At 34.6% G+C, this 16,797-nt stretch carries 10 protein-coding genes; 8 read left to right on the top strand and 2 right to left on the bottom strand.

From position 1 onward, the window contains the following. The first annotated feature begins 266 nt into the window (after positions 1 to 266). On the top strand, positions 267 to 695 hold the full coding sequence (locus RBH94_RS00880) for a peptidylprolyl isomerase (protein WP_307881967.1): 429 nt from the start codon (positions 267 to 269) through the stop codon (positions 693 to 695). Between the two features lie 78 nt (positions 696 to 773). Here RBH94_RS00880 and RBH94_RS00875 read toward each other — a convergent pair whose 3' ends face one another. Further along, entirely contained in the window at positions 774 to 4,853 is a 4,080-nt protein-coding gene (locus RBH94_RS00875; RefSeq protein ID WP_307881966.1) for an ATP-binding protein, read from the bottom strand. 297 nt (positions 4,854 to 5,150) lie between these two features. On the opposite strand from RBH94_RS00875, the gene RBH94_RS00870 reads away from it, so the two are divergent. The 5 genes from RBH94_RS00870 to RBH94_RS00850 all read left to right on the top strand — a co-directional run bounded on the left by RBH94_RS00870 (position 5,151) and on the right by RBH94_RS00850 (position 13,813). Beyond that, positions 5,151 to 6,509: a Gfo/Idh/MocA family protein gene (locus tag RBH94_RS00870; RefSeq protein WP_307881965.1), complete on the top strand. Its 1,359-nt coding sequence runs from the start codon at positions 5,151 to 5,153 to the stop codon at positions 6,507 to 6,509. Between the two features lie 160 nt (positions 6,510 to 6,669). Beyond that, the gene (locus tag RBH94_RS00865; RefSeq protein ID WP_307881964.1) at positions 6,670 to 9,615 is read left to right on the top strand and encodes a SusC/RagA family TonB-linked outer membrane protein; all 2,946 of its coding nucleotides are present in this window, start codon (positions 6,670 to 6,672) and stop codon (positions 9,613 to 9,615) included. 17 nt (positions 9,616 to 9,632) lie between these two features. Continuing rightward, entirely contained in the window at positions 9,633 to 11,288 is a 1,656-nt protein-coding gene (locus RBH94_RS00860; protein ID WP_307881963.1) for a RagB/SusD family nutrient uptake outer membrane protein, read from the top strand. Between the two features lie 80 nt (positions 11,289 to 11,368). After that, positions 11,369 to 11,935, top strand: coding sequence for a discoidin domain-containing protein (locus tag RBH94_RS00855; protein ID WP_307881962.1), 567 nt, complete (start codon positions 11,369 to 11,371; stop codon positions 11,933 to 11,935). Positions 11,936 to 12,016: 81 nt separating this feature from the next. After that, positions 12,017 to 13,813: a DUF3472 domain-containing protein gene (locus RBH94_RS00850; protein WP_307881961.1), complete on the top strand. Its 1,797-nt coding sequence runs from the start codon at positions 12,017 to 12,019 to the stop codon at positions 13,811 to 13,813. A gap of 166 nt (positions 13,814 to 13,979) precedes the next feature. Here the strand turns inward: RBH94_RS00850 and RBH94_RS00845 are convergent, their stop codons facing one another. Continuing rightward, positions 13,980 to 14,444 (bottom strand): Lrp/AsnC family transcriptional regulator, encoded by a 465-nt coding sequence (locus RBH94_RS00845; RefSeq protein ID WP_307881960.1) that lies wholly within the window; start codon positions 14,442 to 14,444, stop codon positions 13,980 to 13,982. Between the two features lie 169 nt (positions 14,445 to 14,613). Here RBH94_RS00845 and RBH94_RS00840 point away from each other — a divergent pair, with 169 nt between their 5' ends. Together RBH94_RS00840 and kbl are read left to right on the top strand one after the other, a co-directional pair. Next, entirely contained in the window at positions 14,614 to 15,570 is a 957-nt protein-coding gene (locus tag RBH94_RS00840) for an NAD-dependent epimerase/dehydratase family protein (RefSeq protein WP_307881959.1), read from the top strand. A 12-nt stretch (positions 15,571 to 15,582) separates the two neighbouring features. Continuing rightward, a complete protein-coding gene (gene kbl, locus RBH94_RS00835) occupies positions 15,583 to 16,773 on the top strand; it encodes a glycine C-acetyltransferase (RefSeq protein ID WP_307881958.1) in 1,191 nt (396 codons plus the stop codon). The last annotated feature ends 24 nt before the right edge of the window (positions 16,774 to 16,797 follow it).

Genomic DNA, 16,797 nt, shown 5'->3' with positions numbered 1-16,797 from the left:
GAATATATAATAAAAAAACGTAAAAACATCTACGAAATGCAAAAAAAATCGACAAAAGGTAAGGTTTTGTAAGGTTTTAGTAATTGGATTAGGGTGTATTTTTCTGATGATTTTAATTTTTATGCATAAAACAGTCTTTACGGAAGTGGTTTACAAAAATTCGGTTAAGATTATCTTAAATACTTGAGGTTTTAGGGATATCTTATTGGTGTTCAATTTATAAATGGTAGTTTTGTGGTGATTTTTTAAACAAGAAAACAAAATTTATGAGTCAAGTAAAAGAAAATGATACTGTAAGAGTTCATTACACAGGGAAATTAAGCAATGGTCAAATTTTTGACACCTCTGCCGAAAGAGAGCCATTAGAGGCTACTTTAGGACAAGGGCTTTTAATTCCTGGATTCGAAAAGGCTATCATTGACATGGAAGTAAACGAGAAGAAAACTGTAACCATTCCTAAAGAAGAGGCTTATGGCGATATTCAGCAGGAATTATTTCATAAAGTAGATAACGCTCAATTACCAGCAGAAGTAAAACCAGAAGTAGGTATGGGCTTAGTATCTAAAAGTGAAGATGGTAGAGAGCACCAATTTAGAGTGGCTCAAGTAAACGAAGATCACATTATTGTAGACGGTAACCACCCATTAGCTGGTCAGGATTTAACTTTTGAGTTAGAATTGATTGAAATTAAATAATTTAAGGTTTAAATTATTGTATATACAAAAAGGCCAGAGTTTAACTCTGGCCTTTTATTTTTACTATCATGGAATTAGTTAATTCACGCTGTTACTAAACTGTTCTAGGTTATGGGCTTTTAAATAATTATCAATGCCAATTTTAGTCGCTTCTTTTCCAAATTCTTTCGGACTTCTGTCGTATTGTTTTTTAAAACATTTGGAGAAGTATTTAGGATCGTTAAAACCAACAGCAAATGCAGCTTCAGAAATCGTATATCCAAATTTTGTAATAAGTACGGCAGCCCGTTTTAATCGGATAAGTCTGATGTAATCTACCAGGTTTTTACCTGTTAAAGCTTGACATTTTCTGTATAAACTAGAGTAACTCATATTTAATGATTCGGCTAAATCTTCAATTTTAAAGCCGTCATCATTAAGTTTTGCATTTATTATGGATGTCATATTTTCTAAGAAAATTTCATCCTGAGTTTTTTCAACTTCAATTTCAGGGCTACTGATAACCTCTTTTCTATATTTAGAAATGATATGCTCTTTAGAAGAAATGATATTTTTAACCTTTAATAGTAATTCATTGGTATTAAAAGGTTTATTGATGTATTCTATGGCGCCCGATTTAAGTCCGGATATTTTAGAATTTGTTGAATTCTTTGCGGTTAGCATAATTACAGGAATGTGCTTTGTTAGTGCGTCTTCCTGTAACATCATACACATTTCGATACCATCCATTTTGGGCATCATTATATCGGTAAGAATCAAGTCAGGAAAATTGCTTTTCGCATAATGATAACCTTCGGCACCATTTTCAGCAAGAAGAATGTTGTAATCGTTAACCAGAAGTTCTTTTAAAAAGGATTGTAGGTCGTAATTATCTTCAACAATTAAGATGGTTTTTTTAGATAGATCTTTTTCAATAACCTTAGACTGCTTTTCGTTTTCCTCTTCAACATCTTCATTTGCAGCCTCATCGATGTCATCTGAAACTATGAGTTCTGTTTCGTTGTATGCCTCTTTTGTAATTGGAATAGTAAAGGTGAAGATGGTTCCCTCAACTTCCGAAGATTCGACTTCAATAGTACCTTTTTGTAAATCTACCAGTTCTTTAGTTAATGCTAATCCAATACCTGAACCTTTATTTTTTTTGTTGGTTTTAGATTGGTAAAATAAATCGAAAATAAGTTCAAGTTCATCTTTCGGTATACCTGATCCAGTGTCGGAAACCGATACTTTAATCTGCTTTTTACCTGCAATAGGAATTACATTAAGCTGAACGTTGCCTTCTTTTGGTGTAAATTTAAAAGCATTTGATAATAGATTGTAAATGATGTGCTCTATTTTTTCTTTGTCGTACCAGGCAGAATGCAGGTTTTTGGGGCAGTTTATGGCAAAATCGATACGTTTTTTTCTTGCCAACTCTTTAAACGACAATGAAATTTCTTCTATATGATTGTAAAGATTATTTTTTGTAGCCAGTAATTTTAATTCGTTTAACTCTTTATTTCTGGTTAAAGTTAATTCTCTTGCAATTTTTGAAAGTCGCTTACTGTTGTTTTCAATGATTTTTAATCGTTGATTAAGAAGCATATTACCATTTTGTTCAGAGCGTTTAATCATGTCTTCTAACGGTCCTAAAATCAACGTAATTGGTGTTTGAATTTCGTGAGACATTTTAGCGAAAAAATTCATTTTAAGGTCGTAAAGTTCATTTTCCTTTTTATGATTTAATTTTTCAACTAAAAGTTTGTTTCTAAGGAGGTACCATTTTCTTAAAGAATATATAATTAAGCCTATAACTATTAAGTAGATCATATAGGCGCCTGTGCTTTGCCACAAAGGAGGGGCGATGTGAACGGCTATTTGTTTTGGAGGGATATTCCAATTGTCTTTTTTAGTACCGGCTTTAACTTCAAAAATATAATCGCCATATGGAATGTTGGTATAAGTGGCTAATCGTTCTTGCCCACTAGTAATCCAATTGTCATTAAATCCTTTTAAGCGATAAGCATAGTAATATTTTGGATCAAGAACATTGTCGATTGCAGAAAACTTAAAAGAAAATGAGGATTGATGGGAGGTTAAACTTAATTCTTTTGTATGATAGCCTCCTAAACTACTATACTTCGGAAGTATTTGCCCTGCGGGTTGATTAAGAATTTCAATGGTATTGATGTAAAGCTCTGGAGTGCTTTCTTTTTTCTTAATTTTTGTTGGATCGAAATAGTTTAGCCCATTCGTGCCTCCAAAGTAGAGTAAACCATTGATATCTTTATGAACAGAACGCGAGAGGAAAACGTTATCCTGCAACCCATCAGTGCTGTAATATGATTTAATGTTTAGTGTGTTAGTATTTAGATGAAAAATACCGTTACTGGAACTAAGCCAAAGATTGGTGTTATCTTGCTTTGTTATTGCGGCTATATTAACATCTTTGGGTATTTGTGAGTCTTTTAACTTAAAGGAATTGTCTTTTATGTTAAATTCGATAAGTTTTCCTGAGTCATTTATTAACCATAGGATATCTTTTTCTCCTGTAACCATAGATTTAACATTCAGTACATCGTTTGTTTTGGAATCTATATTGGAAAAAGAGGATTGTTTTAGGTTGTCAAGGTTTTCATTAAACTTAAATAAACCGCCATCATAGACACCAAGCCATATTGTTCCATTTTTGTCTTCTAAAATACTTCGAGTGATACTTCCACGTAAGCCATGTGTATTATTTTCAAAAGAAGCTAAGAGTTGTCTTTCTGTGTTGTAAACATTGATAGAGATATTAGATCCCGCCCAAATTCTATCTTTTGAGTCTTTATAAACCGTTCTTATATCAGTAGCTTCTTGGTCTTTCGAATTTATGATGTCTACTTTTTTAAAGGTGTTGTTTTTAGTGTTGTGATACCATAAGCCATTTCTGTATGTTCCAAACCATATGTTTTGTGATTTATCCTCAGCAATAGACTGGACATAAAATCCTCTGCTTAGTGATAAGTTGTTGAAATATTGCTTTTCCTTTGTTTTTCCTGAGTTTTCGAAGGACACCTTAGTTAGACCTGAGCCATCTGTACCAATCCATAAATCATTTTTGGAACTTTTAAAAACACTAAGGATTCTTTGTGGTGTATGGTTTGCTGAACCCTCATGGTAATTAATGTTGTTGTCTACATTAGGAAGGACAGATAATTTACCGTAATTAGTACATATCCAAAGGTTTTTATGATTGTCTTCATTAATATTTAAAATGGTATTGCTACCTAACGAAAATTCATTGGTGTCTTGTTTAAAGAAAAGGTTGATTTCTCCTGTGTAAGGATTTATTTTGTATAACCCACCGCCATCTGTTCCTCCCCAAATATAACCATCACTATCATTATAAAGTGTTAGAAACATTTCTTTGTTTACATTATATTTTTCGCTTTGAAAAAGTTGGTCCTGTATAAACTGTTTGCTTTTCGGATCGTAAACGAAAATACCATAAGTTTCTGTCCCTATCCAGAGCCTATTATTATGGTCTGTGGTTAAAATAATGATTCCCGGAAAATCAGTGTATAGCCCTATTAGTTCGGTTTGCTTTTTTGAATTAATGTCATAGTCAAAAATTTTTCCGTTTTCAGTACTTATGTAGACTTTGTTAGGAGTGGTTGCTATACTTATAATGTTTCTTACAGGTTCACCATTAAGTTCTATTTGAGTAATGCTATCTGTTTTTGATTCCTTGTGTTCATATAAAACACCTTTATCTGAAGCAAACCATGTACTTTGCTCTTTGGAATGAAGTGTTCTAATTTTTGAATTTTTAACGAAGGCGCTAACATTTTTAAATTGTCCATTTTTTGTTTCGAATCTTACTAGTGTGCCACGATTGGAAATAATCCATAAGTCATTTTTGTAATCTTTAACAAGATTTGTAATGCGTTCCCCTGTATTGTTGAATATTGTATTGTTTGCTATTGTTTTATAATTATATCCATCATATACAAGAACTCCGTATGAACAAAGCATCCAAATATTTCCTAACTCATCTTGAACTGTTTTAGAAACCGTGGTGGATTTGTTATTAATTGTTGGTGTTAATGGTTTAAAATTAATATGATTTTGAGCATAAGAGTAAGTGGTGATCAAAAAGATAACACATAACACATTATATTTTTTTGTCAGAAACATATACCTCAATTTAGTAATTCTATCCATTAATGTTATTCTTCATAAATATTTAAAAGGAAGTGCTTAAAACGAAGCTATGTAAAGGTATTAATAAAATTCATTTTCTCTAAACCCGCACCATTACTAATGTTGAGTAAAAAGGGTATATATTCGTCAAAAAGGGTAAATAGATTAGTCAGCGTATTTATATAAGTAGAATTTTACCCTTTAATGCATAAAAAGTCAACTTATATATAAATACTAAAAGTAATATTTGTTAACGAATTATTTAACGAATAAACTATTTATTTAAAGTATATGAACTCACGTAGGAATTTTGTAAAGAAAACTGCAATAGCAGGAGCGGGATTGTCTTTTTTGCCAAATGTGTCTTTTGGATCGGTATTGGGAGGTTCTCAGGATAAATTGAAATTGGCTTTTATAGGAGTAGGTTTGAGAGGAACCAATCATTTAAACAACGCATTGCACAGAAAGGATATTGAAGTTGCAGCGATTTGTGATGTTGATCCGGAACGGATAAAAATAGCCTTAAAGAAAATTGATGATGCAGGGTTTTCTAAGCCTAAGGTTTTTGGAGATTCCGATTACGATTACAGAAACTTACTAGAGTTAAAAGAAGTCGATGCTGTTATTATTTCTACACCATGGTTGTGGCATACAAGAATGGCTGTCGACTCTATGAAAGCAGGGAAATTTACGGGTGTTGAAGTGTCTGCAGCCAACACCTTAGAGGAGTGTTGGGATCTTGTAAATACGCATGAGGAAACAGGAAGTCATTTAATGATTTTAGAGAATGTAAACTATCGTCGCGATGTTTTGGCTGTCCTTAATATGGTAAAACAAAATGTATTTGGTGAGACCATTCATTTTAGATGTGGATACCAACACGATTTACGAGGTGTGTTTTTTAATGATGGTAAAACAGCTTATGGAAAAGGCGTGGAATTTGGGGATAAAGGAATCTCAGAATCTAAATGGCGCACAAAACATAATTTATTAAGAAATGCCGATGTATATCCAACGCATGGGGTAGGTCCAATAGCTGCTATGTGTGATATTAATCGAGGAAATCGTTTTTTATCCTTAACATCTCATGCAACCAAGAGTCGCGGACTTCATAAATATATAGTAGATAACGGAGGAGAGAATCACCCGAACGCTAAATTAAATTTCAAAATTGGAGATGTCATAACCAGCACCATTGAAACATCAAATGGAGAAACTATTATTGTTACCCACGATTGTAGTTTGCCAAGACCTTACTCATTGGGATTTAGAGTTCAAGGCGTAGAAGGTTTATGGGAAGTAGATGGTAATAGAATTTATGTAGAAGGGAAATCGAAACCTCACCAATGGGATGCAGCAGATGAATGGTTGAAGAAATACGATCATCCATTATGGCAAAAATACGGTGAATTAGCAACTGGAGCAGGGCATGGCGGTATGGACTTTTTTGTAATGAATGCCTTTGTAGAGTCTGCAAAAGAAAATATAGCTCCGCCAATGGATGCTTACGATGCCGCAGCATGGAGTGCTATTACACCTCTCTCAGAATTATCGATCGAGAATAATGGTGAACCTCAGGATTTTCCGGATTTCACGCGAGGAAACTGGATCAAGCGTAAGCCTTATAACTGGATTAAAGATACATATTAATTATTTGGTTTATTAGTCACTTTAGATGGTTTAGAAGAGGGCGCCATCTGTTTAGGTGCTCTCTTTCTAAATAAAAAAAAGTGAAAAGTAAATCAATCTTAGAATAACAAACGCAACAATTAACTCAACAAATTTTAATTATTAACTCAAACTAAAACTTATGAAAAATAGGATTAAAACAATGCTATTTGTTTTGCTGATGGGGCTTACATATACGATGTATGCTCAGGAAAAGCAGGTTTCAGGTACCATAACGGATGCTAACGATGGTGTCCCGTTGCCAGGAGCAAGTGTCAGCATAAAAGGAACATCGAAAGGTGTCTCTTCAGATTTTGATGGAAATTTTACCTTGTCGGTTGGTGAAAGTGATATACTTGTCATTAGCTATGTAGGGTACGTTAGCAAAGAAATTCCTGTAGCAGGAAAACAAACAGTAAATATTCAATTACAATCAGATCAGGATGCCTTAGACGAAGTGGTTGTAGTGGCATATGGAACTCAAAAGAAGGAGACTATTACTTCTTCAGTGGTAGAAGTTAAGGCAGATAAATTAACCGATGTAACGGTTCCGGATGTGGCTACCATGTTACAAGGTAAAGTTACAGGTGTTCAGGTGTTACCTAGTGGTGGTTCCCCAGGTTCATCGCCTAACATTATTATTAGAGGACGATCTTCAATAAATTCAACAAACTCACCATTATGGGTAGTTGATGGTGTTATTGTAGGGAATTCAGATCCTAAAATTAATCCACGCGATATAGAAGGTATGTCTATACTAAAAGATGCATCTGCTACTGCTTTGTATGGAAATCGTGGTGCTAATGGGGTTATTCTTATAACAACCAGACGTGGTGAAATTGGAAAGAAACCGCAAATGACTGTTTATTTAAAAAGCGCAATAAACCAGTTTAATCCAGGGAACTTTAAAGTAATGAATTCTCAGCAGCTTTATGATTTTCATGAAAGCGCAGGAAATACAAATCCTTGGTTTGATGAAGGACTACTAGAGCGTGATTTCGATTGGATTGGGGCTACAACACAGGACGCATTTGTTAAGGATGCAACTGTTTCATTTACATCAGCTACAGAAACTCATAATATGTTAATTTCTGGTGGATATTATAATGAAGAAGGAACAGTAATTGGTACTGAATTAGATCGTTATACTTATCGAACAAACTTAGATTATAAAATTTCAGAAAAACTAACAATCAAGCCTAAGTTATATTTTGTGTTCGATAGAAGAGAGAACTCTAGAGGGGGTAGCTTATATCAGGCTTATACCAATATGCCTTGGGACAACCCGTTTAACGAGGACGGTTCTGTAGTTAATGCAAATCAAGCTCAAGGTGATGATTGGATAGGACGTGACAAAAGTAACTTCTTTTATGATAGACAATGGAATTATTCAGATTCACGTTCGTTCGATTTGTTCGCTAGTTTCGATGTTGAATATAAATTACTAAAGAACTTAGCTTTTATTTCTACAAATAACTTTCGTTGGGGGAATTCAGAATCTTTTAATTATACAGATCCAAGATCGAATGGCGGAAGGTCTACAAACGGATCTATACAGGATAATACATTTCGTGGTTTATATAGATTTACCAATCAAATGCTAAAGTACTCTAAAACGTTTAATGAAGATCATACGGTAAATGCTTTAGCTGCTTATGAATATAATGATACCAGTTCAAGAAATGTCACAACACGTTCTGAAAATATCGTGGTTAATGGACAAGTGCAAAGTGTTGGATTAAAGCCAGCTGTAACCGATGGGAATGCAAATGAAACAGCTCAGCAATCATTTCTGGTAGCTGCAGATTACGATTATAAATCAAAATATTTTGCAAAAGCATCATTACGTATTGATGGGGCTTCTGCATTTGCTCCGGATTATAGATACGGAGAGTTTTATTCAGTAGCTGCAGGATGGAATATTCATAAAGAAAGTTTTTTTAATGCCGATAATATAAACGTTCTTAAATTAAGAGCAAGTTATGGAGCTGTAGGTAATCAACCTGGAGGTTTTGGATATTTGTCAACTTATGATGTTAAATTTCAATATGCAGGTATTATAGCGGCTAAGCCTAATCGTTTAGGTACAAAAGATTTAACTTGGGAAAAAGGGGTTGAAAGTAATTTTGGTTTAGATGCTACTTTTTTTGATGCCATCGATTTAACTGTAGATTATTACAATAAAGAAAATTCAGGGCTATTATTCTATAGACGTTTATCAGATCAAACAGGGTTTAGTGGTCGTTACCAAAATATTGGTTCTGTGACCAATAAAGGTTTAGAAATCGCAATTGCTGCTGATATTGTAAAAACAGAAGATTTTGGTATTGCAGCTGCAGCTAACATCAGTTTTAATAAAAATAATGTAAAGGAATTACCTGACGGAACCGATATTATTGGAGGGTCTTTTATTATTAGAGAAGGCGAAGAATTTGGTACGTTTTATATGAGAAAATGGTTAGGGGTAAATCCTGCCGATGGAGCACCTGTTTATGAGATTATCGATCCAGATACAGGGGAGAGTTCAACAACGTCTAATTATAATAGCGCAACATTACAGACTGCTGGTTCTGCCAACCCTGATTATACTGGAGGTTTTGGTACCCTTATTTGGTTTAAAAATTTCACATTAACCTCTAACTGGGCTTTTTCTTATGGAGCTGAATTATACAATGCATCTCGAAATTTATTTGATTCAGATGGGTATTATTTACAGTACAATCAAATGGTGTTACCTGATGGTTGGAGTCGTTGGGAAAGACCTGGAGATGTGGCAACACACCCTAAACCCCAACCAGGAGGTTATGCTGGCAGTAATCAAACATCTACGCGTTATTTAGAAGATGGCAGCTACTTAAGATTAACCAACGTAACATTATCTTATGATTTACCAAAATCTATTATGGATAAAGTGGGGCTAAGTAGTGCAAACATAACTTTATCAGGAGACAACCTAGTAACATTTACAAAGTTTACAGGAGTAGATCCAACAATTAACGATGGTATAGGAGGATCTCAGTTAGGATATACGAGTATTGGTTATCCAGTACCAAGACGCTTTTCATTAGGTCTAAATCTAGGGTTTTAATTAAAAAAAATTAAAAGATGAAAAAAATATTTTATACAATTCTATTTTCAATTCCAATGGTGTTTACATCATGCGATTTAGATAGAAGTCCATTTACTGAAATTTCGGCAGATGATTTATTTCAGGATCCAGGAGCTGCACAGTCCGCAACACTTGGTAACTACCTATTTTTAAAGGGCGATAAAGGTTACGATGGTTGGATTGACGATTTACACAGAATGTCTGAGTATTCAGGTGATAATGTCATGATTAGTGGAGGTACTACTGATGATCTGTACTTCTTTTATAACTATCAAAGAAACCCCAATAATTATAGAGCAGAGAGATTTTGGAGTAATTCATATAAGGCTGTAGTAGGAGCAAACCGTGTTATTGAAAGTTTAACCAAAGGTAATTCTGACGCAGAAGATCAGGTTATTGGAGAGAACTATTATATTCGAGCGTTGGTATATTTTCAAATGGGGAACATTTTTGGAAGACCTTATAATCAGGGGACATCGAATTTATCAGTGCCATTAAAAATAACATCAGATATAAATGAATTACCAGACCGAAATACAGTAGGTGAAGTTTATGATCAGGTGATTTCAGACTTATTAAAAGCAGAAGCTTTAATGAATGAAAATAAAGGGGCTTCATTTGCATCTAAAGGAGCTGCTCAAGCATTATTGTCACGAGTATATCTTTATATGGAAGATAATGCTAAAGCCATTGAATACGCCGATAAAGTAATAAATGAAGGTCCCTATTCTTTATTGTCTCCAGAGCGTTTTGCTGTAATGAACACTTTACCACCATCGGATAACGAAGAGGCAATATTCTCTGTAACATTAACTAAGGATATTGATATTCCTGGAAATGAAGATTGGTGGACTATAGGTTCGTTTTATGCTAATATTGATGGTGTAGGTTGGGGAGAAATGTACGCATCTCAGCCTTATTTAAAGTTATTAAATCAAAGTGAAAATGATTTAAGAGGGAGTTTTATAGATCCTCAATATTTGCTTGATGAAAACGGAGATAGAATACCGGCTGTATATTGGGTAGAAGATAATACAACGTATCATTTTAGTCATACTACAGATAATGGATCAACAATTACTTTTGAATTTGAAGGCAATACGTATACCTTAATGTCAGAAGAAATTAATGGTAGAACACAGTATTATTTTAATGGACCTAGCGGCCGTCAAGATGTAACATTCGACTACGATATGGATAAGCGTAATGGATATCCTAAGTTCTTTATACTAAAAGCATCTCAACAAGAAAACGATTTACATTTGTGGTCACCTACAGTATCTCGTTTAGCTGAGATGTATTTAAATAAAGCAGAAGCCTTAGCTAAGCAGGGGGCAGACCAGTTAGCTCTAGATAATATTAATATTTTAAGAGCAAGAGCGAAAGCCGATGAATATACTTTAACTAATCTCCCGGAAGGTAAAACAGTATTTGATGTTGTTATGGATGAGCGTCAGTTAGAGTTAGCTTTCGAGGGACATAGAAAATTCGATGTTTACAGAAACGGTTTAACAATGGATAGACGTTACCCGGGAACGCATTTAAATAATTCAAATCCGTATCCTCAAATTCCGGCTACAGAAAATGTTATCATTGAGTTGATTCCAGAGCAGCAAATATTAATACAGCCATCTTTAGAGCAAAATCCTTAAGAATAATGAGTTAGTAAAATAGCCAGGTGAGTGTAAATCATTCACTTGGTTTATTTAAACACTATTAAAAATTAACAATTATGAAAAACACAAAAATTATAAAGCACTTTTTATTTTTTCTTGTTGCTGTGGTGGTTTTGGCATGCGAGCCGGACCAGGTTTTGTATAAAACCAATCAGATTTTCAACGATACAAGGATTAAGGTAAATCTTAAACCTGCAGCCTGGACTATTGAAAGTTTCAGTTCAGAAGAAACCTCGGGAGAAGGAGATACTGGTCGTGCAGCCGATATTCTTGATGCTGATTTGGATACATTTTGGCATTCTTGCTGGACCTGTGATCCTGCAGGAGAGCATCCACATCAATTGACTATAAATTTCGGTTCAGAAATTAGTATAGGCGGACTTCAAATAGCTCAAAGACAATCTTTGTCAAGAGCTATTAAAGACATAGATGTTGAAATTAGTACGGATGGGAGTTCATGGATTTCAATAGGGAGTTTCACTTTATCCGCAGTAGCCGAACTTCAGCCGGTTGATTTTGGGGAAAATAAAACAGCTATGTATGTGAAGATAATAATTAACACATCGCACGATGGAAGTATATATGCCGCATTAGCACAAGTTGGTGGTTACGCTTACGAATAATCTTTATCAGTATAATTTCTATAAACACAGCGTTTAATGTTGCTGTTTAGAAAATAAATATTGAATTAAAATTTAAAAATCATGAATATAAAAATAAATAAAGTGTTAATACTGTTTTTTACGATAGCCTTAGGTTTTCTATCATGTGATGCAGATAAAATTGTATATTTTGAAGATTTAATTGGTGAGGATGCAGCCAATTTAGAATTTACACAAACAGTTCCTATTGGACCTAATAGCTGGTTAAAGGATAATATTTCGCAAGAAGGAGCTTTAATATCAGAAGAGGGGATTCATAACTGGACATCTACAGACCATGTTATCCGCACTTATGTTAGAACAGGGGCGGGTGATTTAAATGTTGGTTTAAACATAAAAACCTCTGAAGGCGGGTCTAAATTTAAAGTAACCGTTAACGGATTAAGCAAAGAACTTATTATAACTACGGAAGAGTATGTAAATTATGGTATTGGCGTATTCCCGGTAGAGGAAGGCTATAATAGAATAGAAATTCAAGCATTAACCAAGTCTGGAACATTTGTAGGAGATATCAATAGTTTGCTTTTGGGTGGTGCTGCAGCTGCTGATGGAGTAATTTATAATCCAGTCGATAACTTCTATTTTGGAAGAAGAGGTCCATCAGTAAATATTGGATATAAAACACCAGAAGGTAAAGATGTTCAATACTTTTATAATGAACTTACAGTAGCTGAAGGAGAAGATGTATTAGGATCTTTCTTTATGGCTAATGGACATTCCCAAGGATATTTTGGTCTTCAGGTGAATTCGAGTTCAGAAAGACGCATATTATTTTCTATTTGGAGTGCTTTCAGTACTGATGATCCAAACCAAATCCCAGAGGACTATAAAGTTACAAAGTTGGGAGCAGGTGATGGTGTTACCGTTCAAGATTTTGGTAATGAGGGTTCTGGTCTTCAAAGTTTTAAAAATATTGGGTGGAAAACAGGAGTAACCTATAAGTTTATATTAAAAGGTGAGCCAGCAGAAATAGAAGGTTCAACAGATTACACAGGTTATTTCTACGATCCTGAAGTTGGCGAGTGGGAAATGATTGCGAGTTTAAGAAGACCTAAAACATCTACATACTTAACAGGAGCTCACTCGTTTTTAGAAAACTTTAATCCAGCAACAGGAAATCAAACAAGAAGCGGAAATTATGGAAACCAATGGGTGTACACAACAGATGGGGTTTGGAACGAAGTTACAGAGGCTACTTTTGGGGTAGATGCTACAGCTGCAAATGGTGATCGTATGGATTTCTATGGAGGATCGGAAGGAAGTACTTTTGTTATGAAAAACTGTGGTTTTTTTAACGATTATACAAGTGCAGGTTCTGCATTAACAAGAAGCTCGGGAACACAGCCTGATGTTGATTTAGATGATTTGCCAAAGGTGGTTGTGCTTGGCCCAGTTACCGAATTAGATAGAACAGGATGGACAATAGTAGATTACAGTACGCAAGAAGATACAGGAGGTGAAGGAGATACAGGTAGAGCTGCCGATGTACTTGATGGTGATTTAAATTCTTATTGGCACTCATGTTGGAATGGGTGTACGCCTGTGCCACCTCACCATATTACTATAGACATGGGAGCTGATAATTTAGTAAATGGCGTTAGGTTTTATCAAAGACAAACCACATCACGCTCAGTTGAAAATTTAGAATTACAAATAAGTAATGATAATGTAACATGGACATCTATGGGAGATTTTGTGTTAGCAAAATCTGCGGATGCTCAAGATATAAATTTTGAAACTCCAGAGACCTTTAGATACCTTAAGTTTATTGCGAAATCTGGACACGATGGTACAGATAATGCGGCAATGGCTGAGATTATCCCATTTACAAGAGATTAAAAAAAAGAGAGCCTTTCTTTTTAGGAGAGAGGCTCTTTTCATTTAAGTTATGGGAGGCGCCTGTAATTTAATATAAAAGAAACTTTGCGTAAGCATCGTTTATTGTTTGGTTTAACTTTTTATAGAAGTTAGTTGAGAGCCTTCGGTATAATGCCGAAGGCTTCTTCTATATAACAAATTCTGTAGATTGTTTAATTTCTTTTAAAACAAAGTAACTTTCTAAAATTCCAATGTTCGATATGTTAGAAAGCTTCACCCGTACAAAATCATGATAGTCATCTAAACTTTTCATATTTATTTTTAGAAAGAAATCCACTTTTCCAGCCATATGGAAACACTCTTGCACTTCAGGAAGTTCTTTAATCTGTTCTTCAAATTTATCAATAAACCCTTCGTTATGGTAGCGCAGTGATACCATACATATAACGGTGACTGGGTAGTTGAGTTGCTTCTTATCTAATAAAGCGACATACTTTTTTATAAAACCGTCGTTTTCCAGTCTTTTTATACGTTCATAAACCGGAGAAACCGTCATGTTTAAAGTAGCAGCAATCTCTTTAGTGGTCTTTTTAGAATCGTTTTGTAGGATTTTTAAAATGGTCAAATCCACATTATCCAGTTTTTCTACCATAAGATTCAAGTTAATTTTTCTTTAAATAAAGATAAATAAATATTTTAAAAGTAAAATTTTCTTTAAAATTTAATTTTTAAAATATTAATCACTTAATATGGTTGTTTTGTTAGTGTATTTCGTCTTTTAAATGGCATAATTTGTAATTTTATACTTTATAATTTCAGGTATGAAAAACGAAAAAATATTAGTTACGGGAGCTGGTGGTCAGTTAGGTTCTGTGTTAGTTGAAGCCCTTAAAAACAAGTTTGGAGAAGATGCTGTTATTGCTTCAGATTTAAATCCTATCAAAAATTATAAAGGTATTTATGAGCAGTTAGATGTTACCAATATAAACTGTCTGGAGTATATCGTTAAAAAGTATAAGGTGACTCAAATTTATCACTTGGCAGCGATTTTATCGGCTAAAGGCGAGCAGAATCCATTACAAACCTGGGACATAAATATGAAAACTTTATTTAATGTCTTAGAGGTATCGGTTGCTGAAAAGGTGAGTAAAGTTTTTTACCCGAGTTCCATTGCGGTATATGGTGATATGGCGCCTAAAATGAATACAGCTCAGAGCGATTTCTTAAATCCATCAACGGTTTATGGGATTAGTAAAGCTTCAGGTGAAAACTGGGCACAATACTATTTCTTAAAATACGGTTTAGATGTCCGTTCGTTACGTTATCCAGGAGTAATTGGATACCAGTCTTTACCAGGTGGAGGAACTACCGATTATGCTGTTGAAATTTATCATAAAGCGATAAAGGAAGAAAACTTTGAATGTTATTTGAGAGCCGATGCGATGCTTCCAATGATTTACATGGAGGATACCATTCGTGCCACTTTAGAACTTATGGATGCGCCAAAGGAGTCGATTTCTGTAAGAACATCGTATAATCTTCAGGGGATGAGTTTTACTCCAGAGGAAATTACAGTGTCTATTCAAAAATATTATCCTAATTTTAAGGTGACTTATAATCCGGATTTCAGACAAAACATTGCTGAAAACTGGCCGTCATCTTTAGACGATCATCAAGCAAGACAAGATTGGGGATGGCAACCTAAGTACGATTTAGATGCCATGACTCAAGACATGCTTAAACACTTAAAAGAACAATACAATTTAGTAACTCTATAAAAATTCAAACATATGTACGGAGCAGTTAAACAACAGCTTGAAAACGAGTTAAACGAAATAAAAGAATCTGGACTTTACAAAAAGGAGCGTGTTATTACGACGCCTCAAGGTGCAGAAATAAATACGACCGCAGGTAATGAAGTTTTAAATTTTTGTGCAAACAATTATTTAGGATTGTCTTCGCATCCCGATGTTGTAGAGGCTGGGATTGAAGCTATGAGAACGCACGGATTTGGATTGTCTTCTGTGCGTTTCATTTGCGGTACGCAGGATATTCACAAAGAATTGGAACAGAAAACAGCTGAGTTTTTAGGTATGGAAGACTGTATTCTTTACGCAGCAGCATTTGATGCTAATGGGGGTGTTTTTGAACCTATTTTAGGTCCTGAAGATGCGATTATTTCAGATGAATTAAACCATGCATCAATCATTGATGGTATTCGTTTGTGTAAAGCGGCGCGTTACCGTTATTCTCATAATAACATGGAAGCTTTAGAAGAGCAGTTAAAAGCGGCCTCTGGAGCAAGAAGAAAATTAATTGTAACCGATGGAGTCTTCTCTATGGATGGAACCATTGCGCAATTAGATAAAATTTGTGATTTAGCCGATAAATACGAGGCTATGGTTATGGTTGATGAATGTCACGCCACAGGATTTGTTGGTAAAACAGGTCGTGGAACACATGAGTATAAAAATGTTATGGGACGTATCGATATCATCACCGGAACTTACGGAAAAGCTTTAGGTGGTGCTTCAGGAGGATTTACAGCTGCGAAAAAAGAAATCGTTGAGATGTTAAGACAAAAATCTCGTCCGTATTTATTCTCGAATACCCTAGCACCTGCTATTGCAGGAGCATCGATTGCGGTTTTAGACAAGTTAAAAACATCAACCGATTTAATTGAAAAAGTTCAGAATAACGCCAAACGTTTCAGAACAAAAATGACAGAAGCAGGATTCGATATCATTCCTGGAGAACATCCAATTGTTCCAGTTATGTTATACGATGCGAAGCTAGCTCAGGAATTTGCTGCCAGATTACTTGATGAAGGTATTTATGTGATCGCCTTTTTCTATCCTGTTGTGCCAAAAGGAAAAGCAAGAATTCGTGTGCAGCTTTCAGCAGGGCATGAAACGCATCATATCGATAAAGCTGTTGAAGCCTTCACTAAAGTAGGCAAAGCTTTAAATGTTATTAAATAACACCAGCATTTAATTAAACTATAA

Source organism: Aestuariibaculum sp. YM273, assembly GCF_030908365.1.
GTDB lineage: Bacteria > Bacteroidota > Bacteroidia > Flavobacteriales > Flavobacteriaceae > Aestuariibaculum > Aestuariibaculum marinum.
The sequence above is the reverse complement of the archived record's forward strand: the minus strand, read 5'-3'. Positions and strand labels throughout refer to the sequence as shown.